Source organism: Stackebrandtia nassauensis DSM 44728 (genome assembly GCF_000024545.1).
Lineage (GTDB): Bacteria > Actinomycetota > Actinomycetes > Mycobacteriales > Micromonosporaceae > Stackebrandtia > Stackebrandtia nassauensis.
In genome coordinates, this window is the sequence record NC_013947.1 from 2,014,181 (window position 1) to 2,037,472 (window position 23,292).

A 23,292-nucleotide genomic window follows, 5' to 3' on the forward strand; every position below is an offset into this window, starting at 1 on the left:
ATGGCTGACACCGAACTCACCGGCGTGAAGCGGACCCTCGCGGTGGTGTTGCAGACCAAGGCCGTCGACAACCTGCTGCCCGAGCCGATCCTGGGCGACGCATACGCCGAGCGGGCGATGCGGGGCCTGGACCCCGACTACGACAAACGTAAACGCGGGACCAGCCAGATGGGCGCGATGGCGGTCGTGCGGGCCAAGGCCCACGACGACTGGGCGCGTGCGTTCCTGGCCGAACACCCCGACGCGGTGGTGCTGCACCTGGGCTGCGGCCTGGACGCCCGGGTGTACCGCGTCGACCCGCCCGCCGGGGTCGACTGGTACGACCTGGACTTCCCCGACGTCATCGCACTGCGGGAACAGCTACTGCCGCGAAGGGAGCACTACACCCTCATCGGTTCCAGCGTCATCGAGCTCGCCTGGCTGGACCGGGTGCCCCACGACCGTCCGGTGCTGATGATCGCCGAAGGGCTGCTGCCGTACCTGGAGGCGGCCGACGTCGAACGCATCGTCACCTCCATCGTGGACGGATTCCCGTCCGGGCAACTGCAGTGCGATCTCGTGCCGCCGTGGGTGTCGCGAACCTCGAAGTACGACCCCAACCTGCGAAAGTACGGCGTCACCTTCAAGTCGGGCTTCAAGCCGCGGGTGCTGGCCGACTGGCACCCGCGGCTCGAATACCTCGACGAGGCACCGATCCTCAACTCACCGGACCTGGCGCGACTGCCCGCGTCGGTGCGGTTCACGTACTGGCTGATGAACGTGACGCCGGGCCTGCGCACCTCGTACCGGGTGGAGCGTTACCGCTTCGGTTAGGCGTCGCGAAACCGTAGCGACAGCGTGCCGCCCACGAGCGCGGCGACCGCCCACGCGGCCAGTACCCCCAGGCCCGCCAACGGCGCGATCATCAGATCGGCCAGCCCGGTCGTAGCCTGAATGGACAGACCAGCGTTCATGGGGGACATGCGATACAGAACCCGGACCAACGATTCGTTGGTGACCGTCGCGGCCAGCAGCGGGAACAGGTACAACAGCCCCAGAGTGATGCCGATGGCGGCGGTGGCGTTGCGGGCCACCAGCGCGATGCCGATACTCAGCACTCCGATGAGGAGCAGGTAGGCGATCGAGCCCAGCACCGCGCGCTGGGTGTCGAAATCCGACAGCGCGATCTCGTGACCCTGCCGGGCCAGGCCCGCGCGACCGGCCAGCAGCGCCGCCGGTACCGCCGCCACCGCCACCACGGCGATCACGGCGAGCGTCGTGACGACCTTGGCGGCCACGACGGTGAGCCGTCGGGGGACGGCGGTCAGGGTCGTGTGGATCATTCCGTTGCCGTACTCACCGCCGATGGCGGCGATGGCGAACACCGCGACGAACGACTGCCCGATTTGGACTCCGGTGAGGCTGTGCTTGACGGCGTCGAGCTCGCAGACGCCGGAGACGCAGGAGGTGCCGGTACCGGCCAGCGCGCTGACCGCGACGGTCGCGATCAGGATCGCCAGCAGCAGCCCGCCGGTGCCCGGCGCGGTGCGCAGTTTGGTGAACTCGGCGTGCAGGGCGAGCCTCATGTGTCCCTCCGCGACAGTCGTCGGACCGCCAGCCACAGCGTCGCGGCGGCGAAGGCCGTCAGGACGAGCAGCCCGGCCCACGGCGGCAGCGGGTAGTACCCGTTCGCCGGGCTGTAGTCCGCGTAGACGTGCGGGTATTCAGGGATGCCCTGTGTGATCGCGAAACCCGCCGCCGGGGTGACCCGAAGCAGCCACTGTGGAACCGAGTGCGGCAGCACCGCGGTGAAGGTGACCAGGAACGGCAGGATCATCACGGTGATCGCGGTGACGGTGCCGGTCAGGCCGCGCCGGAACAGCGCACCGATGGCCAGCGACAGGACGGCGGTCAGGGCCAACACCGCGGCGGTGCCGACAATGACCCGGATCTCGGTGCTCACCGGCACCGGCAGGATGAAGTTGCCGCCACCGCGCAGCAGCGGCTTTCCAACCGTGACGGTGAACGCGATGGCGACGAGCGCCAGCACGAAGGTGACCGAACCCAGCACCGTCGCCTTGGCCAGCAGCACGCGGCCTCGGCGGGGACTGGCCAGCAGCGAGGTGCGGATCATGCCGCGCCGGTATTCCACGGTCACGAACCCGACGGCGACCACCACCAGGGCGATCAGTCCGATCCAGACACCCGGGAGGGTGGCCTCGGGGTGGTGTCCTTCGGTGTACGGGGCGATGTCACCGCTGCCGGAGACGGTGAACACGCCGTCGTCGACGGTGTGCCCGCTGGTGAGGTGCGGCGGGCCTTCTGCCGCCTCGGTGGCGCCGATGTCGGCCGCGTCCCAGTCGTCACCCGGCGCGGTGACCTCGTCGAACACGCCGGTCGCAGGGGCCATCTGTCCGGACTGAACGGAACCGCCGAACTGGGCGGGTCCGATGTTGAGCGAACCGGGCGAGGCGGCGAACATGCCGATGTGGACGGTTTCGGGCAGTCCTGCCAGCCGCACCTTATCCACTGTGGTCCAGGTTTTTCCGTCGCGGGATTCGGAGCCGGTGATGGTGTCGCCGTCGCGATCCAGCCGCAGCCACCGAGGTTCGTCCGGGGACGGGCGGCCGGGTTTCCCCGCGGTGTCGTACTTGTAGTCGTGCTGCATCCGCACGCCGTGGTCGGCGGTGGCCATGACCGCGGCGTAGGACGAGCCCTGCTTCAGGTTCTCCTTGATCATGATCCCGGCCTTGGCCCAGGGCGCCGTGCCGGAGTCGATGTTGTCGGACATCTCGGTGACCCGGACGGTGATGTCGCCGTCCCCGGTCAGCGGCTGGTTGACGAAGTAGAACTTGTCGGTCACCGCGTCGCCCTCGGGACCCAGCGGCGGCTTCGGGCACGTGACCTCCTTGTTGCCCTCCATGCACGAGGAGGTGCTGCCCCAGGCGATGAACGTCCCCAGGCCCACAATGGTCACGGCCATCATCGCCAGGCCCGCGATCCAGCCGTACACGCTGCGCAGTTTGGTCCACTCGGCGCGGACGAGTTGCCCGAAGCCGTCTCGGCCCTTGGGCAGCGGGGAGCGGTATCCGGTCATCGCTTGGCCTCCGTCGGCTCGGCGTGGAACTCGACCGCCTCGCGGGTCAGCTCCATATAGGCGGTTTCGAGTCCGGCGCGGTAGGTGGCCACCTCCGAGAAGGGGATCGCGGCGGCGTTGAGCAGTTCGGTGATCCGGGCGGCGGCCAGACCCGTGACGGTGACGACGTCGGTCCCGGTGACGGCGACGGTGGCGCCGTCACCGGCCAGGATCTCCATGACGGCCTCGCGTTCGGTGGTGCGCACCAGGATCCGGCCCCGGGAGGCGGCGGTGATCAGCGCCGACACCGGAGTGTCGGCCAGTACCCGGCCCCGGCCCACGACGAGCAGATGGTCGGCGGCGTCCTCCAGCTCGCTCATCAGGTGACTGGACACCAGGACCGCGCGGCCCTCGGCGGCCAGGCCCCGCAGCAGACCGCGAATCCACACGATCCCCTCGGGGTCCAGCCCGTTGAACGGCTCGTCCAGCATCAGCACCGGCGGATCGCACAGCAGCGCGGCGGCGATGCCCAGCCGCTGCCGCATCCCCAGCGAGAAGCCGCCCGCCCGGCGCCGCCCCACCTGCGACAGCCCCACCTGCTCCAGCATCGCGTCGACGCGTTTGGCGCCGTGGCCCTGGGAATGGGCCAGCCACAGCAGATGGTTGCGGGCCGAACGCCCGGGTTGCAGCGCCGAGGCGTCCAGCAGCGCGCCGACCTGGCTGAGCGGGTGCCGCAGCCGCCGGTACGGTTCGCCGTTGACCAGCGCCCGGCCGCGTTGCGGCGTGTCGAGGCCGAGGATGACCCGCATGGTGGTGGACTTGCCCGCCCCGTTGGGGCCGACGAAACCGGTGACCCGCCCCGGCTTGACGGTGAAGGTCATGCCGTCCAGGGCCGTCACCGCCCCATAGCGTTTATGCACTTCAGATACTTCGATACCTGTTTCCATGGCGGCCAGGCTAAGCGACCGTTGCCGTTCGCCGCGTCCCGAAACGGAGCCGTCTTCGGCTCCCTCGCGGCGGCGAGCCGTCACCGGGCGTCCCACCCGTGGGGGAGGAGACGGTGGCGCGACGGAGGGACGCGGTGCGACCGAAACCGGTGGACAATGGCCGTTGTGACAGGTGGGAGCGGTGCCGGACGAGACGGCTCGACGCGTGCCCGCTTCCGGTCCGGGACGCTGGCGAACCGGCTGTCCGAGCACGGCTTCGCGGTGGGCGCGGCGCTGCTGGGCGCGATCGCCACCGCCGAGTCCTGGATCCACGCCGCCCGCGCCGTCGCCCCCGAACCCAACCGGCCGCTGCTGATCGCGATCATCGTGCTGCTGGGCCTGGCCTCGACCGTGCCGGTGGCGCTGGCGGACACCCGGCCCGCGCTGGCGGCGGGGCTGGTCACCGGGGCCCTGCTGGTATCCATGGTGGCCACCGAGACGTTGACCTTCGCCGGAGCCGCGGCGCAACTGGTGACCGGGTACCAGCTGGGGATTCGCGGCCCGGGCCCGCCGTCGCTCGATCCGGCCGCCACCGCCGTCGGCCGTCCTCCGACCGGACTCGGCGCACGCCTGTCCCGGCTGTCGGCCCTGCTGTTCGCCGCGCCGTTCCCACTGCTGGCGCTGATCGCGCTGTCGGGCTCGGTGTCGCAGACCCAGCCGGGTGGGGCCGCCTCGACCGTCACCGTCGAGTCGCCGGTGGACGTTCGCGGTTTCGTGGTGCGGCTGGCGCTGCTGGCCGTGCTGGCGCCGATCGCGGCGCTGGCGGGGATAGCCCGCCGCTCGGCCCGCGAGGCGGCGGCCGGGCGCGCCGCCGCCCGGACCTTCGCCGACACGCTGCTGGAACACACCGCGCGCGGCGAACGCGCCCGCATCGCCCGGGAACTGCACGACGTCGTCGCCCACCACATCTCGATGGTCGCGGTCCAGGCCGAGACCGCCCGGCTCACCACCCCCGGGATGCCCGAGGCGGGCGCGCAACGGCTGCGCGCCATCGGCGACACCGCCCGCGCCGCGCTCACCGAGATGCGACGGCTGCTGGGGGTGCTGCGCGAGGACACCGGCACCGAACCCGCCCGGCTGCAACCACAGCCGGGACTGCGACTGCGGGAACTCAACGCGCTGCTGGACGAGACCCGCGACGCCTCCGGCGCCGGAATCCGACTGGTCCTCAAGGGACAGTATGCTGAACTGGATCCCGGTGTCGAACTGGCCGCCTACCGCATCATCCAGGAAGCCCTCACCAACGCCCGCCGTCACGCCCCCGGCGCCGCCGTCGACGTGACCCTCCACTACACACAGGACGAACTGCTGATGACCATCCGCGACAACGGACCCGGACCATCCACCACCGCACCCGTCGGCGGCCACGGCCTGTCCGGCATGCGCGAACGCGCCGCCGCCGTCGGCGGCCAGCTCACGACCACAGCCGCCTCCGGCGGCGGCTTCCGCGTCGACGTCCGGCTGCCCACCACCGACGAGGCCGCCGCATGAGCCAACCCATCCGCGTCCTGGTCGCCGACGACCACCTCGTGGTGCGCACCGGCTTCGCCGAACTGCTTGGCACCCAACCGGACTTCAGCGTCGTCGGCATCGCCTCCGACGGCGCCGAGGCCGTGATGGCCTGCCGCACCGCCACCCCCGACGTCGTCCTCATGGACGTCCGGATGCCCAACATGGACGGCATCGAGGCCACCCGCCGCATCGCCGCCACCTCCGAGGCGACGCCGCGCGTCATCATCCTGACCACTTTCGACCTGGACGAGTACGTCTACGACGCGCTGCGAGCCGGGGCCAGCGGCTTCCTGCTCAAGGACGTCACCGCCGAGCGGCTGTTCGACGCCGTACGGGTCGTGGCGGCGGGGGAGGCGCTGCTGGCGCCCACCGTCACCCGCCGCCTCATCGGCGAGTTCGTCCAGTCCAAGCAGCCGCGCCCGGTCGCCGACGCGAGGCTGGCGTCGCTGACGCCGCGCGAGACCGAGGTGCTGCGGCTGGTCGCCGAAGGACTGTCCAATCCGGAACTGGCCGCCCGGCTGACCGTCTCGGAGGAGACGGTTAAGACCCACGTCAGCCGGGTACTGCACAAACTCGGGCTGCGCGACCGCACCCAGGCGGTGGTGGCCGCCTACGAATCCGGCCTCGTCGTCCCCGGCGGCCGTCCGGCCTAGGGGATCACCTCGCCGGCCTTGGGCCGGTAGACGTTCAGCTGGATCCCGGTCTTGCCGGTGGTGGTCGAGACCAGCTCCAGCGGTCGCTTCATGCCGTCGGCCGGGAAGATCGACTTGCCGCCGCCCAGGGTCACCGGCTCGATCATCAACCGCAGCTCGTCCACCAGGCCCTCGGCCAGCAGCTCCCGCACCAGCCCCGGGCTGCCCTGCAACATCAGCCCCCGGCCCTCGGCCTCACGCAACTGACGCACCTTCGCCACGGCCTCACCACCGGGCACGAGCGTGGTGTTCCACTTCATGTCGGCCTCGGTCAGCGTCGACGACACCACGTACTTGGGCAGCGCGTTGATCCGGTCGGAGAACTCGTCCCCGGTCTGCTGCGGCCAGGCCGCCGCCATGTTCTCCCAGGTGCGACGCCCGAACAGCAGCGCGTCGGCCTCGGCGATCGTCTCGGTCGCGAACGGCATGATCGATTCCTCGTCGAAGAACTCCATCGACCAGCCACCGTGGGCGAAACCGCCGTCGGTGTCCTCGTCGGCCCCGCCCGGGGCCTGGACCACACCGTCCAGGCTGATGAATTCACTGACCACTACGCGCATGGGTTCACCTTTACCGCCTTGGCCGCCGGTCGCCGTATCGAATGGGGTCCCCATGCTATCGACAGTCCAGCCGGGCACCCCGACGCGAGGCGTCACTCCAGCGTGAGCACGATCTTCCCGGCCGAGATGCCCGCCTCGCCGCAGCGGTGCGCGGCTTCGGCCTCGGCTAGCGGGAAGGTGCGGCCGACCCGCACCACATAGCCGTCGCCGCGCGCCAGCTCGGCGACCTTGGCCAGCGCGTCGAAGGCGCTGGGCACCGAGGTGACATGCACGTCGTGTTCGCCGGAGAAGTCGGCGACGGTGACCACCTTGCCGGGCGTGCCGGTCAGCTCGATCAGCTCGGCGACCCCGCCGTGCCCGACGGTGTCGAACCCGGCGTCCACGTGCGCGGTCATGGCCCTGACCCGGTCGGCCAGACCGGGCCCGTAGCGGACCGGCCGGGCACCGAGCGACGAAACGAACTCCTCATTGGAGGATCCGCAGGTGCCGATGACGGTGGCGCCGTCGGCGACGGCCAGCTGCACCGCCGCGCTGCCCACCGAACCGGAGGCGCCGTCCACGACGAGGGTCTGGCCCGCGGCCAGTTCCACCAGCCGCAGTGACCGCAGCGCCGTCTCGGCGGCCAGCGCGGTGCCCGCGGCCTGGTGCCAGTCGAAACCGGCGGGCTTGGGCGCGACGTGGTTGAGCAGCGCGTACTGCGCGTAGGTTCCCGAACCGAGGCCGAACACCTCGTCACCGACCTCGACGCCCGTGACGCCCTCGCCGACCTCGTCGACGACCCCGGCCGCCTCGCCGCCGGGGATGAACGGGAACGTCACCGGCGCGATCTCGCGCATCATCCCGGACCGCAGTTTCCAGTCGTACGGGTTGACCGCGGCGGCCCGCACCTCGATGCGCACCTGCCCGGGCCCCGGGGACGGTTTCGGGTGTTCGCCGTAGCGCAACACCGACGCGTCCCCGTACTCGTCAAAGCCGACCGCGTACATGCCCTGCCTCCTCGATCGCCGAACTGTCTACTGTGGGTCCTGATCGCGGCTCTGCCAGGTGCAGACACACGCCTCGTTGCCCTCCGGGTCGGCCAGCACCCAAAACGCCGGAGCCTCGGCGTCGCTGAGCAATCGGCCGCCCGCCGCCACGGCGGCGTCGATGCGGGCCTGGGCCGCGTCGTGCGGCACCCACACGTCGAGGTGGATCCGGTTGCGTTGCGGGCGCGGCTCGTCCATCTGCTGGAACCACACCGGCGCGCCCAGACCGCGCGGGTCGACCAGGCCGACCTCGTCGTCGTCGGCGTAGCCCAAGAGCTCACGCCAGAACGGTTTCACGGCCGGAATGTCCATCGCGTCGATGCCGATCTCGGTCAGCTGCGGCGCCGCGTCGTCCACTGCGATGCCCAGGTTCTCGGCGAGCTCGGAGATCTGCCGGGCCAGGTTGACGTCGCGCGAACTCATGCCGCCGATGTCGTGACTGTAGATCTCCACGGCCACCGACGGATAGCGCAGGTGGACGTCCGGATGGTGGTCGGCTTCGTCGGCCAGCAGCGCGATCTCGGCGACGAACCGGGCCCCGGTGTTGAAGTCGCCGGTGCGGAAGGTGGCGTAGACGCGGTTGAACAGCACCCGCCAGTTCGGCAGCTGCGGCTGGACCTGCCAGCCGTGCAGTCGTTCACTCATACCGGCCGACCCTACTGTCTGGCGCCGACACGCGTGTCACTCCCGGCCCATCAGCGCGGCCGACAACAGCAGCCGCAACCGGGGATCATCCAGATCGGACCGCGACCGCAGCTTCACGTGCCGGTGCAGCTTTCCCTTGCCCTGCAACAGTCCGTCCGGGTCGGGCAGCACCGCGCCGTTGGCGATGCCGATCGTCACGTGTTCGCGGTGCGGCGACAACGTGAACATCAGTCCCTTGTACCCGGACGTGCTGCCGAAGCCGATGTCGCCGCCGTCGACGGTCACGACGGCGTCCGGATACAGCTCCAGCAGCAGCGCGTAGGCGGCCCGCCCCAGATCAGCCATCTCCGGCTTGGCGGCCAGCACTCGTTCGACGGCGTCGTCGTCCATGTCGACGACCGTATCCGCTAAGCCGGGCCGGGTGCCGACGGCGTCGCGGATCTGCGAGCCGGTGTCGGCGTCGGAGGACCGGGCACAGTGTCCGCAGCAGAAGAACCGTCCCGACGCCTCGACGCCGTGGCCCGCGATCTTGCAGCCACAGTGTTCGCAGGTCGGCGCCAGCTTGTGGATCGCGCACTCGAACGAGTCGAAGGTGTGCGTCTCGCCGGTGATGGTCCGGACCTCGAAGCTCAGCCAGTAGTCATTGCCGCAGGTATCGCAGATGGCCATGATCTTCCTCCTCGATTGGCACCCTCACGCATGATGCGACATGGGTTCCTTACCCGGAGCAAAATCGCCAAAACGCCGCGGTCAACTCGCCAGCGCGGGTTCGCGTTCGGCCAGGTGGCGGCGCAGTTCCCGCACCGCGGCCCGTCCGGCCCGGTTGGCGCCGATGGTGCTGGCCGAGGGCCCGTAGCCGACCAGGTGGATCCGCGGGTCGGCGACCACGCGGGTGCCCTCCATCCTGATGCCGCCGCCGGGCTCGCGCAGCCGCAGCGGCGCCAGGTGGTCCAGCGCGGCCCGGAAGCCGGTGGCCCACAGGACGACGTCGGCGGCCACCGTCGACCCGTCCTCCCAGGCCACGCCCTCGGGGGTGAGCCGCTCGAACATGGGCCGCCGGTGGAGGATCCCGGCCTCGCGGGCCGCCTTGATCTCGGGCGTCAGCTGGTAGCCGGTGGCTTTCACGACGCTCTCGGGCGGCAGGCCCCGCCGCACCCGGTCCTCGACCCTGGCGATCACCTCGCGTCCCCAGTGGATGTCGAAGGGCCGTTCGGTGAACTCCGGGTCCCGTCGGGTCACCCAGGTCGTGTCGGCGACCCTCGCGATCTCCAGCAGGTGCTGGATCGCCGAGGCACCGCCGCCGACGATCACGACCCGCTTGCCCGCGAACTCGTCCGGCCCTCGGTAGTCCGCGGTGTGCAGCTGCCGCCCCCGGAACAGGTCCGCGCCCGGATACCGGGGCCAGAACGGCTTCTCCCAGGTGCCGGTGGCGTTGATGACACCGCGCGCGATCCAGTCGCCCTCGCTGGTGGCCAGGTCCAGCCTGCCGTCGGCGCGCGGGCTCACCCGGTGCACGTCCACCGGCCGGTGCACCCGCAGGTCGAAGCGGTTCTCGTACTCGCGGAAGTAGTCGGACACCGCCGGGGCCACCGGCGCGCTCGCGTCCTGCGGCGCCATCTCCATGCCCGGCAGCCGGTAGATGCCGTGCACCGTGGTGAAGGTCAGCGTCGGCCACCGGAACTGCCAGGCCCCGCCGGGAGCGGGGGCGTGGTCGAACACGACGAAACCCGAACCCGGTTCCAGTCCGGCCCGGCGCGCGAAATAGCCGCTCGACAGGCCCGCCTGTCCGGCCCCGATGACCGCGATGTCGACTTCGCCATTCATGTCCGGCACAACCCGCGCCGGTAACGACCGATTCCTGTTACGGGTGTGACCTTCGACGGCCGGGGGTCAGTGCCGCTGCGGCGCCGCCGGTTTGTCGGTCGGCCACGGGCAGACCTCCTCGGCCAGTTTCGCCACGGCCAGCACCAGGTCGTCGGAGTGACGCGGCCCGACGATCTGCAGCCCGACGGGCAGTCCCTGCGAGGTGAACCCGGCCGGGACGCTGATCGCCGGTTGCTGGGTCATGTTGAACGGGTAGCTGAACCCGGCCCAGCGCTGCCAGCTGGACAGGTCGCTGCCCGGCGGGATGTCGTGACCCGCCTTGAACGGCGGGATCGCCACGGTCGGGGTGATCAGCACGTCGTGCTGGGTGTGGAACTCACCCATGCGGATGCCGATCGCCGAACGCACCGCCAGCGCGTCGAGGTATTCGCTGGCCGAGTACGTCAGCCCCTTGTCCCACAGCTTGCGAAGCCCACGGTCGACGAGGTCGGCCGAGCCCTCGGGGAAGCTGTCCAGCCACTTGGCGGCACCGGCGGCCCACATGACCTCGTGGGCCTCGACCGGATCGGCGAAACCGGGGTCGGCCTGCTCGACGTTGAGTCCCGCGTCGTTCAGCTTCGCCACCGCGGCGGCGACGATCTGGGCGACCTCGGGATCCACCGACAGGTAGCCGAGGTTCGGCGAGTACGCGGCGTTGAGGCCGCGCACGTCCCGGCGGACGGCCTCGCGGTAGGCGGCCATCGGCGGGTACAGGGAGGTCGGGTCGCGGTAGTCGGGAAGCGCGAGCACGTCCAACAGCAGCGCGACGTCGTCGACCGAGCGGGCCATCGGACCGGCGTGCGCCAGCGGCCCGAACGGGCTGGCCGGGTACAGCGGAATCTGGCTGCCGGTCGGCTTGAATCCGACGATGCCGCAGAACGACGCGGGAATCCGCACCGAACCGCCGCCGTCGGTGCCCACCGACAACTCGCCCATTCCGGCCGCGACCGCGACCCCGCTGCCGCCGCTGGAACCACCGGCGGTGAGCTCGGGGTTCCACGGGTTGCGGGTGATGCCCTCCAGCGGGCTGTCGGTGACGGCCTTCCAGCCCAGCTCCGGCGTGGTGGTCTTGCCCAGCAGCACCAGTCCGTGCTCGCGCAGCCGCGCGGTCACCGGGCTGTCGACGTTCCAGTCCTGGTCACGGTCGATGCAGCGTGAACCCCGCAGGGTCGGCCAACCCTCGCTGAGGAACATGTCCTTGATGGACGCGGGTACGCCGTCCAGCCAGCCGATGGGGTTGCCCTCCAGCCAGCGCTCCTCCGAGCTCCTGGCGGTGGCGAGCGCCGCGTCCGGGTCGACCAGACAGTAGGCGTTGTACTCGCCGTCGCGCTCCTCGATCGCGTCCAGTGCCGCCTGGGTGGCCTCGACCGGCGAGATCTCCCGCATCGCGTAGGCCGCGACGAGTTCGCTCGCCGTCAGCAGGGTCCTGGTGTTCGCTGGCATTTCTCTCCTCAGACCGCTGGGGACGGAACGTAGCCCAATTGCTTGTCCACGACGTTGTGTAGCGGCTGTCGCGTTCGCCATCGTTCAAAGTTCTCGATGAATCGTTCGACCAGGATGTTACGCCAGCCGATCACGTCGCCCGACATGTGCGCTGAGACGAGGACATTCTGCATCATCCACAGCGGACTGTCCGATGGCAGCGGTTCGACGTCGAAGACGTCGAGCGCCGCGCCCGCGATCTGTTGCGAGCGTAGGGCCGCGATCAGGTCCTTCGTGATCACCAGCTCGCCCCGGCCGACGTTGACGAACCGGGCGGTCGGTTTCATCGCGGCGAAGGCACGCGCGTCGAAGGCGCCCTTGGTCTGCTCGGTCAGCGGCGCCACCGCCACCACGTAGTCGGCTTCGGGCAGATGCTCGACCAGTTCGGTCGAGGGGTGCACGACGCCGAAGTCCGGGTCGTTCTCGCGCCGGGTGCGGCCCACGCCGCTGACGCGCATCCCCACCGCCCGCAACATCCGGGCGATGGCCCGGCCGATCGGACCGGTGCCCATCACCATCACGTGCTGACCCGCGACGCGCTCGGTCTCCCGGTGCTGCCACCGGGCCGCCTCCTGCAACCGCAGCGAACGGGCGAAGTCCTTGGCGAAGGCGAGTATGACTCCGAGCACATATTCGGCGATCGCGTCGTCGAAGACGCCACGCGAGTTCGTCAGCGTGACATCGCTGTCCCGCAGGCCGGGAAACAACACCGGATCGACGCCGGCGCTGGCAATGTGTACCCAGCTCAACCGGTCCGCCGCGTGCCACGCGCCGGGAAGTGCGGTAGACAGGAAGTCATAGACGAACAACGCGTCGGCGCCCGGCAGGGCCTGGGTCAGACCTGTTTCGTCGGTGTAACGAATTGTCGCGTACTTTTCGATCCTCTCCAGGTCGGGAGGCTGGTCAACGCTGTGTAGCACTGTCAATACCGGGGAATCCTCGCCGAGCATATTGACACAGTAGGAGGTAGTCGTATGATTGTCAACAATCCGAGGACTACCCCGGAGGTCACTTCCGCTAAACATCACCGGAGGCTGTGCCTTGGATTTGAGCGCACTTGACTTTCTCGACGTAGAAGGCCCGCTGGCCCAGCGTGGCATCGGCGTCATCGCCCCCTTCGACCTCGCCCTGGAGCGGGAACTGTGGCGCTGGGTGCCCATGGAGGTCTCCCTCCACCTGGCGCGCACTCCCTACGAACCGGTCCCGGTCAGCATGGAGATGGCCCAGCTGGTCAGCGACTCGCGGCACATCGCCACCGCCACCCGGGACGTGCTGCACGTGGAACCCGAGGTGGTGGCGTACCTGTGCACCTCGGGCAGCTTCGTCAACGGCGTCGACTACGAACGCTCGCTGTGCAAGGCGATCTGCGACGCCGGTGCCCCCGACGCCGTGACCACCTCGGGCGCCCTCGCCGAGGTGCTGCACCAGCTCGACGTCCGCAAGATCTCGGTGCTGACCCCCTACGACGCCGACCTGACCGGCAGGCTGCACGACTTCCTGGCCGAACTGGGCGTGGAGACCCTGTCCAGCGACCACCTCGGCCTGGGCGGCGGCATCTGGAAGGTCAGCTACCGCACCATCGCCGAGCGGATCATCGCGGCCAACCATCCCGACGCCGAGGCCGTCTTCATCTCTTGCACGAACCTGCCCACCTACGATTTGATAGAACCTCTCGAGGCCGCGCTCGGCAAACCGGTGCTCACGGCCAACCAGCTCACCATGTGGGCCTGTCTGCGGCGGATGAACCTGCCCAAGGTCGGCCCTGGTGACTGGCTGCGCGAGGTGTCCTGAGATCTGCTTGTAAGATTGTCGACAATCCAACTGGAGGATCTTATGACGACCATCGGATTCGTCTACCCCGACCACGCCGCCGAGGACGACTACCCGCTCGCGGAAAAGCTGCTCGGCTCCGGCGTCCGGCTGCCGGTCGCGCACATCTACGGCACCGACCTGCACGCCATCCCGGAACTGCTCGACCTGGGCGCCCCGCACCGGCTCGCCGAGGGGGCGCGGCTGTTGGCCGAGCACCGACCCGACGCCGTCGTGTGGGCGTGCACCAGCGGCAGCTTCGTCTACGGCACCCAGGGCGCCCGCGAACAGGTCGCCGGGCTCTCGGAGGCGGCGGGCGGCATCCCGGCGTCCAGCACCTCCTTCGCCTTCACCAACGCCGCGCGGGCGATGGGACTGGGCAAGGTCGCGGTGGCCGCGAGCTATCCCGAGGACGTCGCCACGATGTTCGCCGACTTCCTGGGCGACGCCGGAATCGAGGTCGTGGCGATGTCCAACCATGACATCGCCACCGCCGCCGAGGTCGGCAGGATGACCCCCGAAGCCGTCGCCGACCTCATCAGCTCACAGGACCAGCCGGACGCCGAGGCATTGCTGATTCCCGATACGGCGATGCGTACTCTTGCACTGGTGAACACACTGGAGGATCGCCTCGGAAAGCCTGTGCTGACCGCGAACCAGGTGACGATCTGGGAAGGCCTTCGGCTTACCGGCGCCACCTCGACCTCGGAGACTGTGGGCAGTCTCTTCCGCATCCCGCCCGCCGAAGCCAAGGTGGGAGGCGAATGACCATGACCTTCGCCGACCTCGAACCGATCGACCGGGAGTCGACGGCGGGCATCATCGCCCGCCGACTGCGACAGGCGATCATGGACGGCTCCATGCCACCGGGAACCCAGCTCGGCGAGACCGAGCTGGCCGGACGCTTCAACGTCTCGCGCGGACCACTGCGCGAGGCGATGCAGCGCTTGGTGTCCGAGGGCCTGTTGCGCAGCGAACGGCACCGCGGCCTGTTCGTCATCGACCTCGAACCCGGCGACGTCCGCGACGTCTACACCGCGCGCTGGGCGATCGAACGCGCCGCCGTCATCGAGATCATGGCGGGCGACCGCGAGGCCACCGCCGCGCTGCTCGACGAGACGGTCGCGGCCATGGCCATGGCCGCCGACCACAACAACCCGACGGCACTGTCCGACGCGGACCTGCGCTTCCACGAGGTCCTCATCGGAGCCTCGGGATGCAAACGGCTGGTTCGAATGGCACGCACCCTGCTCATCGAGACCCGGATGTGCCTGACGCTGTTGCAGACCACCTACCGGCGCGTGGACGAACGCGTCGACGAGCACAACCAGATCATCAAGGCCATCCGGCGCGGCGACACCCCCACCGTGCTGAAACTGCTGGAGAACCACATGGAGGACGCCGTCCAGCGCCTGGCGCCGGGTACCACCCTGCACCCCTGACGACGCCCTCCACGTGGACGTTCAGCCGAGCGCGGCCGCGATCTCCGAACCCAGTTCGGACGTGGTCGCCGAACCCCCGAGGTCGGGGGTGACCACGGCCCGCTCGGCCAACACGTCGGAAACCGCCGTCTCCACCGTGCGCGCCGCGTCGCGCTCGCCGAGGTGTTCGAGCATCATCGCCCCGGCCAGCACCTGGGCCACCGGATTGGCGATGCCCTTGCCCGCGATGTCGGGCGCGCTGCCGTGCACCGCCTCGAACATGGACGGATACTCGCCGGGCGGGTTGATGTTGCCCGAGGGCGCCATCCCCAGACCGCCGGTCACCGCGGCGGCCAGGTCGGAGAGTATGTCGCCGAACAGGTTCGAGCCGACCACCACGTCGAGGCGGTCGGGCTGCTGCACCATCCGGGCCGCCAGAGCATCCACATGGCACTGTTCGCTGTGGATGTCGGGGTACTCGGCGGCGACCTCGGCGAAGATCTCGTCCCAGTAGGGCATCGAGTGGACCAGACCGTTCGACTTCGTCGCCGAACACACCCGGCCCGAGCGGGAACCGGCCACCTGGAACGCATAGCGGATGATCCGCTCCACACCGACCCGCGTGAACACCGACTCCTGCAACACGAACTCGTCGGGACGGCCGGTGTTGTGGCGACCGCCGATAGTGGAGTACTCGCCCTCGGAGTTCTCCCGCACGATCACCATCTCCAGCTCCTCGGCGGAGCGGCCGGCCAGCGCGCTGGTCACGCCCGGCAGCAGTCGCACCGGCCGCAGGTTCACGTACTGCGAGAACGCCCGCCGCACCGGGATCAGAAGGCCCCACAGCGAAACGTGGTCGGGCACGCCGGGGAACCCGACCGCGCCCAGGAAGATGCCGTCGAAGGCCGACAGCCGCTCGACGCCGTCTTCGGGCATCATCGCGCCGGTGCGGGCGTAGCGCTCGCAGCTCCAGTCGAACTCGGTCCACTCCAGAGTGAACCCGTGCCGCTGTCCGGCCCGGTCCAGTACCTTGCGGGCCTCGACGGTGACGTCGACGCCGATCCCGTCGCCGGGGATGCTCGCGATCCTGTGCGTCCTCACAGGGCTACCGCGATGTACTTGGTCTCCAGGAACTCCTCGATGCCGACGGTGCCGCCCTCGCGGCCCAGCCCCGACTGCTTGACGCCGCCGAAGGGCGCGGCCGGGTTGGACACGATGCCCTGGTTCAGGCCGATCATCCCGGCCTCCAGCCGCTCCGCGACCCGCAGCGCCCGCTTGACGTCGCTGGTGTAGAGGTAGCTGACGAGGCCGTACTCGGTGTCGTTGGCGAGTTCGAGCGCCTCGTCCTCGGTGTCGAACACCGAGATCGGGGCCACCGGGCCGAAGATCTCCTCGTTGGCCATCCGGGCGTCGGTGGGCACGTCGGCCAGCACCGTCGGCTGGTAGAAGTTGCCGGGGCCCTCCACGACGGAACCGCCGGTCAGCACCCGGGCGCCGCGCTGCTTGGCGTCGTCGACCAGGCCGCTGACCTTCGTCACGGCCGCCTCGTCGATCAGCGGGCCGACGATGACGCCGTCCTCGGTGCCGCGCCCGATCGGTTGCGCGGCCATGCGTTCGGTCATGCGGCGGGCGAACTCCTCGGCCACGCCGCGCTGCACGTAGAACCGGTTGGCCGCGGTGCACGCCTCGCCGATGTTGCGCATCTTGGCCTGCATCGCGCCGTCGACGGCCGCGTCGAGGTCGGCGTCTTCGAAGACCAGGAACGGGGCGTTGCCGCCCAGCTCCATCGAGGTGTTGACCACCTTCTCGGCGCACTGTTCCAGCAGTTTGCGTCCCACGGCGGTGGAGCCGGTGAACGACAGCTTCCGGGCCCGGCCGTCGCGGATCAGCGGTTCCATGACGCCGCCGGAGTTGGTCGTGGTGAGCACGTTGAGGACGCCTTCGGGCAGTCCGGCGTCGGCGAGGATCTGGGCCAGCGCGAGCATGGACAGCGGGGTCTGCGCGGCGGGTTTGATCACCATGGTGCAGCCGGCGGCCACGGCGGGGCCGATCTTGCGGGTGCCCATGGCCATGGGGAAGTTCCACGGGGTGATCAGCAGCGCGGGGCCGACGGGCTGCTTGGCGACCAGGAACCGGCCGGTGCCGTTGGGGGCGGTGGCGTAGCCGCCGTCGATGCGCACGGCCTCCTCGGCGAACCAACGGAAGAACTCGGCGGCGTAGGCGATCTCGCCGCGCGCCTCGGCCAGCGGCTTGCCCATCTCCAGGGTCATCAGCAGCGCGAGCTCGTCGACCCGGGCCATCAGCTGTTCATAGGCGCGGCGCAGGATCTCGCCGCGTTCCCGGGGCGGGTGGTTCGCCCAGGACTTCTGGGCGGCGACCGCCGCGTCCAGGGCCGCGACACCGTCGGCGGGGGAGGCGTCGGCGACCTGACACAGCACCTCGCCGGTGGCGGGGTCGCGCACCTCGAAGGTCTTGCCGCCGGTGGCGCCGGTCCACTTGCCGCCGATGAACAGCTCCTTGGCGACGGACGCGACGACGCTGGTTTCACTTGGCATCGGATCTCACTCCTTGATCGCTTGCGGTCAGCGTGCCACGGTTGCCTCGTGGCCCGGCTGCGTAGTATTGTCAACAATCTACAATCCGAGCCTACCTGGCTCATATTCGTACGAAGTCCCGGCATCAGTTAGGAGCACACCACCATGGCTCAGCTCTCCCCACTGCTCAAACAGGCAACTCCGGTCGTCGTCGATCACGGCGAGGGCGTGTACCTCTTCGACTCCGACGGGCGCCGCTACCTGGACTTCACCGCGGGGATCGGTGTGACCAGCACCGGCCACTGCCACCCCAAGGTAGTGCAGGCGGCGCAGGAACAGGTCGGCAAGCTGATCCACGGCCAGTACACCACGGTCATGCACCAGCCGATGCTCGAACTGACCAGGCGTCTGGGCGAGGTGCTCCCGCCCGGACTCGACTCGCTGTTCTACTCCAACTCCGGCAGCGAGGCCGTCGAGGCCGCGCTGCGACTGAGCCGCCAGGCCACCGGCAGGCCCAACGTCGTGGTCTTCCATGGCGGCTTCCACGGCCGCACCGTCGCGGCCTCGACCATGACCACCTCGGGCACCCGGTTCAGCGCGGGCTTCTCGCCGCTGATGTCGGGCGTGCACGTCGCGCCGTTCCCCAACGCCTACCGCTACGGCTGGGACGAGCGCACCGCCACCGAGTTCGCGCTGCGGGAACTGGACTACCTGTTCGCCACGCTCAGCGCGCCCAACGAGACCGCCGCGTTCTTCATCGAGCCGGTGCTGGGCGAGGGCGGCTACGTCCCGGCCAACACCGCGTTCCTGCAGGGCCTGCGCGAACGCGCCGACGAGCACGGCATCCTGCTGGTGATCGACGAGATCCAGACCGGCTTCGGCCGCACCGGCAAGTTCTGGGGCCACGACCACTTCGACGTCCGCCCCGACATCGTCCTGATCGCCAAGGGCCTGGCCTCCGGCTTCCCGATCTCGGGCATCGCCGCGTCCAAGGAACTCATGTCCAAGGCGTGGCCGGGTTCGCAGGGCGGCACCTACGGCGGCAACGCGGTGGCCTGCGCCGCCGCCCTGGCCACTTTGGAGGTCATCCAGGAGGAGGGTCTGGTCGACAACGCCGCCGCCCGCGGGCTCCAGCTGCTGGAGGGCGCCCGCCAGATCGGCGACAAGACCCCGGCCATCGGCGACGTGCGCGGGCTGGGCCTGCTGGTCGGCTCGGAGTTCACCACCCCCGACGGCAAGCCGGACACCGCCACCGCCCAGGCCGCGCAGAAGGAGGCCGCCGCGCGCGGCCTGCTGATGCTCACCTGCGGCGCCCACATGAACGTCGTGCGTATGATCCCGGCGCTGGTCGTCAACTCCGAACAGATCGACGAGGCGCTGGGCATCTGGGCCGACGTCGTCGCCGACGTCGCCAAATAGGAAGGCTCCACCATGGCTCGTTACATCACCATCAGCCTGGACAAGCGGGGTGTCTCCTGCCGGGCCGTACTGCTGGACGCCGAGGCGCCCCGCACCTGCAAGGCGGTGTGGAACGCGTTGCCGCAGAGCGGCTCGGCGTACCACGCCAAGTACGCCCGCAACGAGGTCTACACGCTGGTGCCGCCGTTCGCCGAGCCCAAGCCGGGCCGGGAGAACCCGACGGTGACCCCGATCCCCGGCGACGTGTGCTACTTCGGCTTCGAGGCGTGGGAGATCGGCAACCCCGCCTACGGCTACGACGACGACAGCGAGGCGCACAGCGACCAGGGCGCCACCGACCTGGCGATCTTCTACGGCCGCAACAACCTGCTGATCAACGGCGACGCGGGCTGGGTGCCCGGCAACGTGTTCGCCACCATCGTGGAGGGCCTGCCGGAGATGGCCGCCGCCGCCCAGGATCTGTGGCTGCGGGGCGTCGAGGGCGAGACGCTGTCCTTCTCCCGATCGGAGTGACCGAAGCGACGCGAGCCGTCCGTCTCCCACCCGGGGGCGGACGGCTCGCCGTCCATTCGCGAGTGTCGTCGGGCCGTTCCGGGTATTGTTCGGCCCAATATGGAGTATCTATAACGCGGCTTCAACGTGGGTTGACGGTGGCGTGTGACGGGGACTACGATCCTCAAATTCGTGCACTTCGTTAAACATTCGTGACCGAATACCACCCCTCAGCAGTATGGTCGTGCCTACAAGTCCACTGGTGAGTGGTGGCCAAAACTGCCCAAATTTCAATGTGGAAAGTAGGCGGAAATGTCCGACTATATTGCCGAGGTCATCGGCACCATGATCCTGATCCTGCTGGGGAACGGGGTCGTGGCTGGGGTCGTGCTCACCAAGTCCAAGGCCAAGGACGCCGGCTGGGTCGTCATCACCTTCGCCTGGGGTCTGGCGGTCGCCATGGCGGTCTACGCCGTGGGCCGCATCAGCGGCGCGCACCTCAACCCCGCGGTCACGATCGCCATGGCGGCCGGTGGCGACGCGAAGTTCGGATGGGAACTGGTGCCCGGCTACATCGCCGCGCAGATGATCGGCGCGATCATCGGCCAGACCCTGGTGTTCCTGGCCTACTACAAGCACTGGGGCGCCACCGACGACGCGGGCGCGAAGCTCGCCGCGCACAGCACCTCACCAGCCATCCCCAGCAAGGTCTGGAACTCCGTCACCGAGGTCATCGGCACCTTCATGCTGGTCTTCGGCATCCTGGCCATCGGCGCCAACGGCAAGGCGCTGGGAAGCAACGTCGACCTCCAGACCGCCTTCGGCACCGGCTTCGCGCCGCTGCTGGTCGGTCTGCTGGTGGTCGTCATCGGCATGTCCCTGGGCGGCCCCACCGGCTACGCCATCAACCCCGCCCGCGACCTCGGCCCCCGTATCGCCCACCAGATCCTGCCCATCGCGGGCAAGGGAAGTTCGGAGTGGTCGTACGCCTGGGTGCCGGTGGCCGCCCCGATCGTCGGCGGTCTGCTCGCCACCGGGCTGTGGACGCTGCTGGGCAACCTCAAGGAATTCACTCCGTAACCGTCCGCATTGGCGCCGTCCACCCCACCGGCGGCGCCAATGCGCCACACTGACACCGCATTCGTTGAAGAAAGCTGGAGATTCAACATGACAGAGCAATACATCGCCGCGATCGACCAGGGAACCACGTCAAGTCGCTGTATCGTCTTCGACCACTCTGGATCCATTGTGTCCATGGACCAGAAGGAACACGAGCAGATCTTCCCCAAGCCGGGATGGGTGGAGCACGACGCCGCCGAGATCTGGACCAACGTCCAGGAGGTCGTCAAGGGCGCCATCGAGAAGGGCAACCTCTCCAAGGACCAGATCAAGGCCATCGGCATCACCAACCAGCGTGAGACCACCCTGGTGTGGGACAAGGAGACCGGCGAGCCGGTCCACAACGCCATCGTGTGGCAGGACACCCGCACCGACAAACTGTGCCAGGAGCTGGGCTCCAACGTCGGCCAGGAACGGTTCCGCGAGAAGGTCGGTCTGCCGCTGGCCACCTACTTCGCCGGACCCAAGATCCGCTGGCTGCTCGACAACGTCGAGGGACTGCGCGAACGCGCCGAGCGCGGCGAGGTCCTGTTCGGAACCATGGACAGCTGGGTGATCTGGAACCTCACCGGTGGCACCCACGTCATCGACGTCACCAACGCCAGCCGCACCATGCTGATGAACCTGCGCACCCTCGCCTGGGACGAGTCCATCCTGGACGCCATGAAGATCCCGGCCGCGATGCTGCCCGAGATCCGCTCCTCCGCCGAGGTCTATGGCAACGCCGTCGGCTACCTGGAGGGCGTACCGGTCGCCTCGGCGCTGGGCGACCAGCAGGCGGCCCTGTTCGGACAGACCTGCTTCAACGTCGGCGAGGCCAAGTCCACCTACGGCACCGGCACCTTCCTGCTGCTCAACACCGGCACCGAGCCGGTGGTGTCCAAGAAGGGCCTGCTGACCACCGTCGGCTACAAGATCGGTGACCAGCCCGCCGCCTACGCGCTGGAGGGCTCCATCGCCGTCACCGGTTCGCTGGTGCAGTGGCTGCGCGACAACCTGGGCCTCATCAAGGCCGCCCCGGAGGTCGAGGACCTGGCCAACACCGTCGACGACAACGGCGGCTGCTACGTCGTCCCGGCGTTCTCCGGCCTGTTCGCCCCGCACTGGCGCAGCGACGCCCGCGGCGTGATCGCCGGTCTGACCCGGTACATCAACAAGGGACACATCGCCCGCGCCACGCTGGAGGCCACCTCGTGGCAGACCCGCGAGGTCGTCGACGCGATGGACTCCGACTCCGGCGTCCCGCTGACCGAACTGAAGGTCGACGGCGGCATGACCGCCAACAACATGCTCATGCAGCACCTGTCCGACGTGCTCAACGTGCCGGTGGTGCGTCCGGTGGTCGCCGAGACCACCTGCCTGGGCGCCGCCTACGCGGCCGGCCTGGCCACCGGCTACTGGTCGGACATCCCGTCCCTGCGGGCCAACTGGCAGAAGGACGCCGAGTGGACCCCGGACATGGACTCCGAGCTGCGCGACCGTGAGTACGCGGGCTGGAACAAGGCCGTCCAGCGCACGCTGGGCTGGGTCGACCAGGACTAGCCACCGCTTCCCACCGGCCCCCGCGAACCGTCCGATCCATATGGACGAACCGCGGGGGCCGGTGCCGTGTCCCAGCTCCGTGCCACTCGGGATCACGGCACTGGCACCTACCCGGTAAGCCCTTTACGCTTCGATCATGATTCCCCGAATCCGCTTCTGGGCCGGACTCGTCTGCGCCATGGCCGCCGCGATCTGGTGGGCCCTCGGCATCACCGTCATCCAGCCGATGATCGAACCCCTCCAAACCGCCGAGAACAACACCTACTGGCTGCGCGACGTCCGCTGGCTGGCGCTGCTGGTGATCGTGCTGGCCTTCGTGTGGAGCTTCCGGGGCGACAAACGGTTGTCCGCCATGGCCGCGGGAGCCCTGGTGGTCGGCATCGCCGTCGACATCCTGCTGGACCGCTTCGACGACGACTTCATGACGCGGAACTTCGACTTCGTCGAGTCCAGCAGCATCAGGTGGGGCGCCTACCTCGTCGTCATCCTGGTACCCGGAGCGTGGATCCGGGCCAAGTTCCAGCCGAACCGGCCCAGCCCGCGAGTGTCCATGATGGCTGCCATGGTGGCCGCGGTCGCCGCCGGATTCGCGTCGGCACTGGAGTCACCCACCGACCGGGAGTGGTACCTGGCCGCCTCCGCGCTGGTACTCGTCGCCCTGTTGACCGCCATCGGGGTCGGCGCCGCCCACTCGGCCGCGAATCGTTGGGGCCGTTACGAATGGGGGCTCGCGGGTCTGGCGGCGCTGGCGATCGTGGGCCTGACCGTGATCGGCCGCCTCGGTGACCCACCAGCCGCCACGGCGCTGTTCTCCACACTGGCCTTGCTCGGCACGGCGGCGGGCGCGATGGCACTGCTGGCCACCGCCGGGCGCTGGCAGCTGGCGCCGCGACTGGTCATAGCGGTCTGCCTGGGCGCCCTTGCCGTGCTGGTCAGCGTCGTGGCAATGATCGTCATGGTCGCGACGGGAGTCGCCTCGGTGTTCACCGCGCTGGCCGGGAACCCCGCCGTCAACGCCGCCGACTGGGACACGGTGATGACCCTGCCCGCCGTGGCCGCTGGCCTGTTTTTGGGCTGGGGCCTGGTGTCCTACGACCGCAAGGCGATGACGGCCCCGGGACCGCCCTGAAACCGGT

The 23,292-nt window shown here is 69.4% G+C and carries 23 protein-coding genes and 1 pseudogene; 11 read left to right on the forward strand and 13 right to left on the reverse strand.

Going from position 1 to position 23,292, the window contains the following annotated elements; genetic code table 11:
• A complete protein-coding gene (locus SNAS_RS09370; protein ID WP_041624698.1) occupies positions 1–813 on the forward strand; it encodes a class I SAM-dependent methyltransferase in 813 nt (270 codons plus the stop codon).
• On the opposite strand, the gene SNAS_RS09375 is transcribed toward SNAS_RS09370, so the two are convergent.
• The 3 genes from SNAS_RS09375 to SNAS_RS09385 are packed head-to-tail and all read right to left on the reverse strand — an operon-like array spanning position 810 to position 4,002.
• The gene (locus SNAS_RS09375) at positions 810–1,565 is read right to left on the reverse strand and encodes an ABC transporter permease (protein ID WP_013017166.1); all 756 of its coding nucleotides are present in this window, start codon (positions 1,563–1,565) and stop codon (positions 810–812) included. The two genes, SNAS_RS09370 and SNAS_RS09375, sit on opposite strands and share 4 nt — an antisense overlap.
• Positions 1,562–3,076, reverse strand: a complete 1,515-nt coding sequence (locus tag SNAS_RS09380) for a hypothetical protein (RefSeq protein ID WP_013017167.1) — start codon at positions 3,074–3,076, stop codon at positions 1,562–1,564. Before SNAS_RS09380 ends, SNAS_RS09375 begins: the two co-directional genes overlap by 4 nt.
• On the reverse strand, positions 3,073–4,002 hold the full coding sequence (locus SNAS_RS09385; RefSeq protein ID WP_083787065.1) for an ABC transporter ATP-binding protein: 930 nt from the start codon (positions 4,000–4,002) through the stop codon (positions 3,073–3,075). The genes SNAS_RS09380 and SNAS_RS09385 overlap by 4 nt, the downstream gene beginning before the upstream one ends.
• Before the next feature lie 165 nt (positions 4,003–4,167).
• Here SNAS_RS09385 and SNAS_RS09390 point away from each other — a divergent pair, with 165 nt between their 5' ends.
• The gene (locus SNAS_RS09390) at positions 4,168–5,532 is read left to right on the forward strand and encodes a sensor histidine kinase (RefSeq protein ID WP_211207350.1); all 1,365 of its coding nucleotides are present in this window, start codon (positions 4,168–4,170) and stop codon (positions 5,530–5,532) included.
• Positions 5,529–6,206 (forward strand): response regulator, encoded by a 678-nt coding sequence (locus SNAS_RS09395; RefSeq protein WP_013017170.1) that lies wholly within the window; start codon positions 5,529–5,531, stop codon positions 6,204–6,206. The genes SNAS_RS09390 and SNAS_RS09395 overlap by 4 nt, the downstream gene beginning before the upstream one ends.
• On the opposite strand, the gene SNAS_RS09400 is transcribed toward SNAS_RS09395, so the two are convergent.
• From SNAS_RS09400 to SNAS_RS09430, 8 genes and pseudogenes are all read right to left on the reverse strand, one after another.
• Positions 6,203–6,805, reverse strand: coding sequence for a dihydrofolate reductase family protein (locus tag SNAS_RS09400; RefSeq protein ID WP_013017171.1), 603 nt, complete (start codon positions 6,803–6,805; stop codon positions 6,203–6,205). The two genes, SNAS_RS09395 and SNAS_RS09400, sit on opposite strands and share 4 nt — an antisense overlap.
• Positions 6,806–6,897: 92 nt before the next feature.
• Entirely contained in the window at positions 6,898–7,791 is an 894-nt protein-coding gene (locus SNAS_RS09405; RefSeq protein ID WP_013017172.1) for an NADP-dependent oxidoreductase, read from the reverse strand.
• 27 nt (positions 7,792–7,818) lie between these two features.
• The gene (locus SNAS_RS09410) at positions 7,819–8,475 is read right to left on the reverse strand and encodes a VOC family protein (RefSeq protein ID WP_013017173.1); all 657 of its coding nucleotides are present in this window, start codon (positions 8,473–8,475) and stop codon (positions 7,819–7,821) included.
• A 36-nt stretch (positions 8,476–8,511) separates the two neighbouring features.
• The gene (locus SNAS_RS37545) at positions 8,512–8,865 is read right to left on the reverse strand and encodes a DUF1801 domain-containing protein (RefSeq protein WP_425281040.1); all 354 of its coding nucleotides are present in this window, start codon (positions 8,863–8,865) and stop codon (positions 8,512–8,514) included.
• Positions 8,866–8,883: 18 nt separating this feature from the next.
• Positions 8,884–9,144 (reverse strand): annotated as a pseudogene (locus SNAS_RS37550) (Prokaryotic metallothionein); the annotation flags it as partial.
• 81 nt (positions 9,145–9,225) lie between these two features.
• The gene (locus tag SNAS_RS09420) at positions 9,226–10,299 is read right to left on the reverse strand and encodes an NAD(P)-binding domain-containing protein (RefSeq protein WP_013017175.1); all 1,074 of its coding nucleotides are present in this window, start codon (positions 10,297–10,299) and stop codon (positions 9,226–9,228) included.
• A 66-nt stretch (positions 10,300–10,365) separates the two neighbouring features.
• Positions 10,366–11,781, reverse strand: coding sequence for an amidase (locus tag SNAS_RS09425; RefSeq protein ID WP_013017176.1), 1,416 nt, complete (start codon positions 11,779–11,781; stop codon positions 10,366–10,368).
• A gap of 8 nt (positions 11,782–11,789) precedes the next feature.
• A complete protein-coding gene (locus tag SNAS_RS09430; protein WP_013017177.1) occupies positions 11,790–12,770 on the reverse strand; it encodes a D-2-hydroxyacid dehydrogenase in 981 nt (326 codons plus the stop codon).
• A gap of 91 nt (positions 12,771–12,861) precedes the next feature.
• Between SNAS_RS09430 and SNAS_RS09435 the strand changes: the two genes are divergently transcribed.
• The 3 genes from SNAS_RS09435 to SNAS_RS09445 are packed head-to-tail and all read left to right on the forward strand — an operon-like array spanning position 12,862 to position 15,071.
• Positions 12,862–13,611 (forward strand): maleate cis-trans isomerase family protein, encoded by a 750-nt coding sequence (locus SNAS_RS09435; RefSeq protein ID WP_013017178.1) that lies wholly within the window; start codon positions 12,862–12,864, stop codon positions 13,609–13,611.
• Between the two features lie 42 nt (positions 13,612–13,653).
• The gene (locus tag SNAS_RS09440) at positions 13,654–14,397 is read left to right on the forward strand and encodes a maleate cis-trans isomerase family protein (protein WP_013017179.1); all 744 of its coding nucleotides are present in this window, start codon (positions 13,654–13,656) and stop codon (positions 14,395–14,397) included.
• Positions 14,398–14,399: 2 nt separating this feature from the next.
• Positions 14,400–15,071, forward strand: coding sequence for a GntR family transcriptional regulator (locus tag SNAS_RS09445; protein WP_013017180.1), 672 nt, complete (start codon positions 14,400–14,402; stop codon positions 15,069–15,071).
• Between the two features lie 21 nt (positions 15,072–15,092).
• On the opposite strand, the gene SNAS_RS09450 is transcribed toward SNAS_RS09445, so the two are convergent.
• Positions 15,093–16,151, reverse strand: a complete 1,059-nt coding sequence (locus SNAS_RS09450; RefSeq protein WP_013017181.1) for a tartrate dehydrogenase — start codon at positions 16,149–16,151, stop codon at positions 15,093–15,095.
• Complete coding sequence (locus SNAS_RS09455) at positions 16,148–17,605, reverse strand: NAD-dependent succinate-semialdehyde dehydrogenase (protein WP_013017182.1); 1,458 nt, start codon at positions 17,603–17,605, stop codon at positions 16,148–16,150. Before SNAS_RS09455 ends, SNAS_RS09450 begins: the two co-directional genes overlap by 4 nt.
• A 144-nt stretch (positions 17,606–17,749) precedes the next feature.
• Between SNAS_RS09455 and SNAS_RS09460 the strand changes: the two genes are divergently transcribed.
• From SNAS_RS09460 to SNAS_RS32600, 5 genes are all read left to right on the forward strand, one after another.
• Positions 17,750–19,003: an aspartate aminotransferase family protein gene (locus tag SNAS_RS09460; protein WP_013017183.1), complete on the forward strand. Its 1,254-nt coding sequence runs from the start codon at positions 17,750–17,752 to the stop codon at positions 19,001–19,003.
• A 12-nt stretch (positions 19,004–19,015) separates the two neighbouring features.
• Positions 19,016–19,516: a DUF3830 family protein gene (locus SNAS_RS09465; RefSeq protein WP_013017184.1), complete on the forward strand. Its 501-nt coding sequence runs from the start codon at positions 19,016–19,018 to the stop codon at positions 19,514–19,516.
• Positions 19,517–19,807: 291 nt separating this feature from the next.
• Positions 19,808–20,575, forward strand: a complete 768-nt coding sequence (locus SNAS_RS09470) for an MIP/aquaporin family protein (RefSeq protein ID WP_013017185.1) — start codon at positions 19,808–19,810, stop codon at positions 20,573–20,575.
• An 87-nt stretch (positions 20,576–20,662) separates the two neighbouring features.
• On the forward strand, positions 20,663–22,156 hold the full coding sequence (gene glpK / locus SNAS_RS09475; protein ID WP_013017186.1) for a glycerol kinase GlpK: 1,494 nt from the start codon (positions 20,663–20,665) through the stop codon (positions 22,154–22,156).
• Positions 22,157–22,292: 136 nt separating this feature from the next.
• Positions 22,293–23,285: a hypothetical protein gene (locus tag SNAS_RS32600; protein WP_013017187.1), complete on the forward strand. Its 993-nt coding sequence runs from the start codon at positions 22,293–22,295 to the stop codon at positions 23,283–23,285.
• Positions 23,286–23,292: the final 7 nt, after the last annotated feature.

Bases quoted from the DNA above. Each gene is read 5' to 3' on its own strand.
- SNAS_RS37545 (WP_425281040.1), bottom strand. From the start codon at position 8,865: ATGGACGACGACGCCGTCGAACGAGTGCTGGCCGCCAAGCCGGAGATG.
- SNAS_RS09385 (WP_083787065.1), bottom strand. From the start codon at position 4,002: ATGGAAACAGGTATCGAAGTATCTGAAGTGCATAAACGCTATGGGGCG.
- SNAS_RS09430 (WP_013017177.1), bottom strand. From the start codon at position 12,770: ATGCTCGGCGAGGATTCCCCGGTATTGACAGTGCTACACAGCGTTGAC.
- SNAS_RS09375 (WP_013017166.1), bottom strand. From the start codon at position 1,565: ATGAGGCTCGCCCTGCACGCCGAGTTCACCAAACTGCGCACCGCGCCG.
- SNAS_RS09370 (WP_041624698.1), top strand. From the start codon at position 1: ATGGCTGACACCGAACTCACCGGCGTGAAGCGGACCCTCGCGGTGGTG.
- SNAS_RS09420 (WP_013017175.1), bottom strand. From the start codon at position 10,299: ATGAATGGCGAAGTCGACATCGCGGTCATCGGGGCCGGACAGGCGGGC.
- SNAS_RS32600 (WP_013017187.1), top strand. From the start codon at position 22,293: ATGATTCCCCGAATCCGCTTCTGGGCCGGACTCGTCTGCGCCATGGCC.
- SNAS_RS09380 (WP_013017167.1), bottom strand. From the start codon at position 3,076: ATGACCGGATACCGCTCCCCGCTGCCCAAGGGCCGAGACGGCTTCGGG.
- SNAS_RS09470 (WP_013017185.1), top strand. From the start codon at position 19,808: ATGTCCGACTATATTGCCGAGGTCATCGGCACCATGATCCTGATCCTG.
- glpK (WP_013017186.1), top strand. From the start codon at position 20,663: ATGACAGAGCAATACATCGCCGCGATCGACCAGGGAACCACGTCAAGT.
- SNAS_RS09400 (WP_013017171.1), bottom strand. From the start codon at position 6,805: ATGCGCGTAGTGGTCAGTGAATTCATCAGCCTGGACGGTGTGGTCCAG.
- SNAS_RS09460 (WP_013017183.1), top strand. From the start codon at position 17,750: ATGGCTCAGCTCTCCCCACTGCTCAAACAGGCAACTCCGGTCGTCGTC.
- SNAS_RS09395 (WP_013017170.1), top strand. From the start codon at position 5,529: ATGAGCCAACCCATCCGCGTCCTGGTCGCCGACGACCACCTCGTGGTG.
- SNAS_RS09410 (WP_013017173.1), bottom strand. From the start codon at position 8,475: ATGAGTGAACGACTGCACGGCTGGCAGGTCCAGCCGCAGCTGCCGAAC.
- SNAS_RS09440 (WP_013017179.1), top strand. From the start codon at position 13,654: ATGACGACCATCGGATTCGTCTACCCCGACCACGCCGCCGAGGACGAC.
- SNAS_RS09455 (WP_013017182.1), bottom strand. From the start codon at position 17,605: ATGCCAAGTGAAACCAGCGTCGTCGCGTCCGTCGCCAAGGAGCTGTTC.
- SNAS_RS09405 (WP_013017172.1), bottom strand. From the start codon at position 7,791: ATGTACGCGGTCGGCTTTGACGAGTACGGGGACGCGTCGGTGTTGCGC.
- SNAS_RS09445 (WP_013017180.1), top strand. From the start codon at position 14,400: ATGACCTTCGCCGACCTCGAACCGATCGACCGGGAGTCGACGGCGGGC.
- SNAS_RS09425 (WP_013017176.1), bottom strand. From the start codon at position 11,781: ATGCCAGCGAACACCAGGACCCTGCTGACGGCGAGCGAACTCGTCGCG.
- SNAS_RS09465 (WP_013017184.1), top strand. From the start codon at position 19,016: ATGGCTCGTTACATCACCATCAGCCTGGACAAGCGGGGTGTCTCCTGC.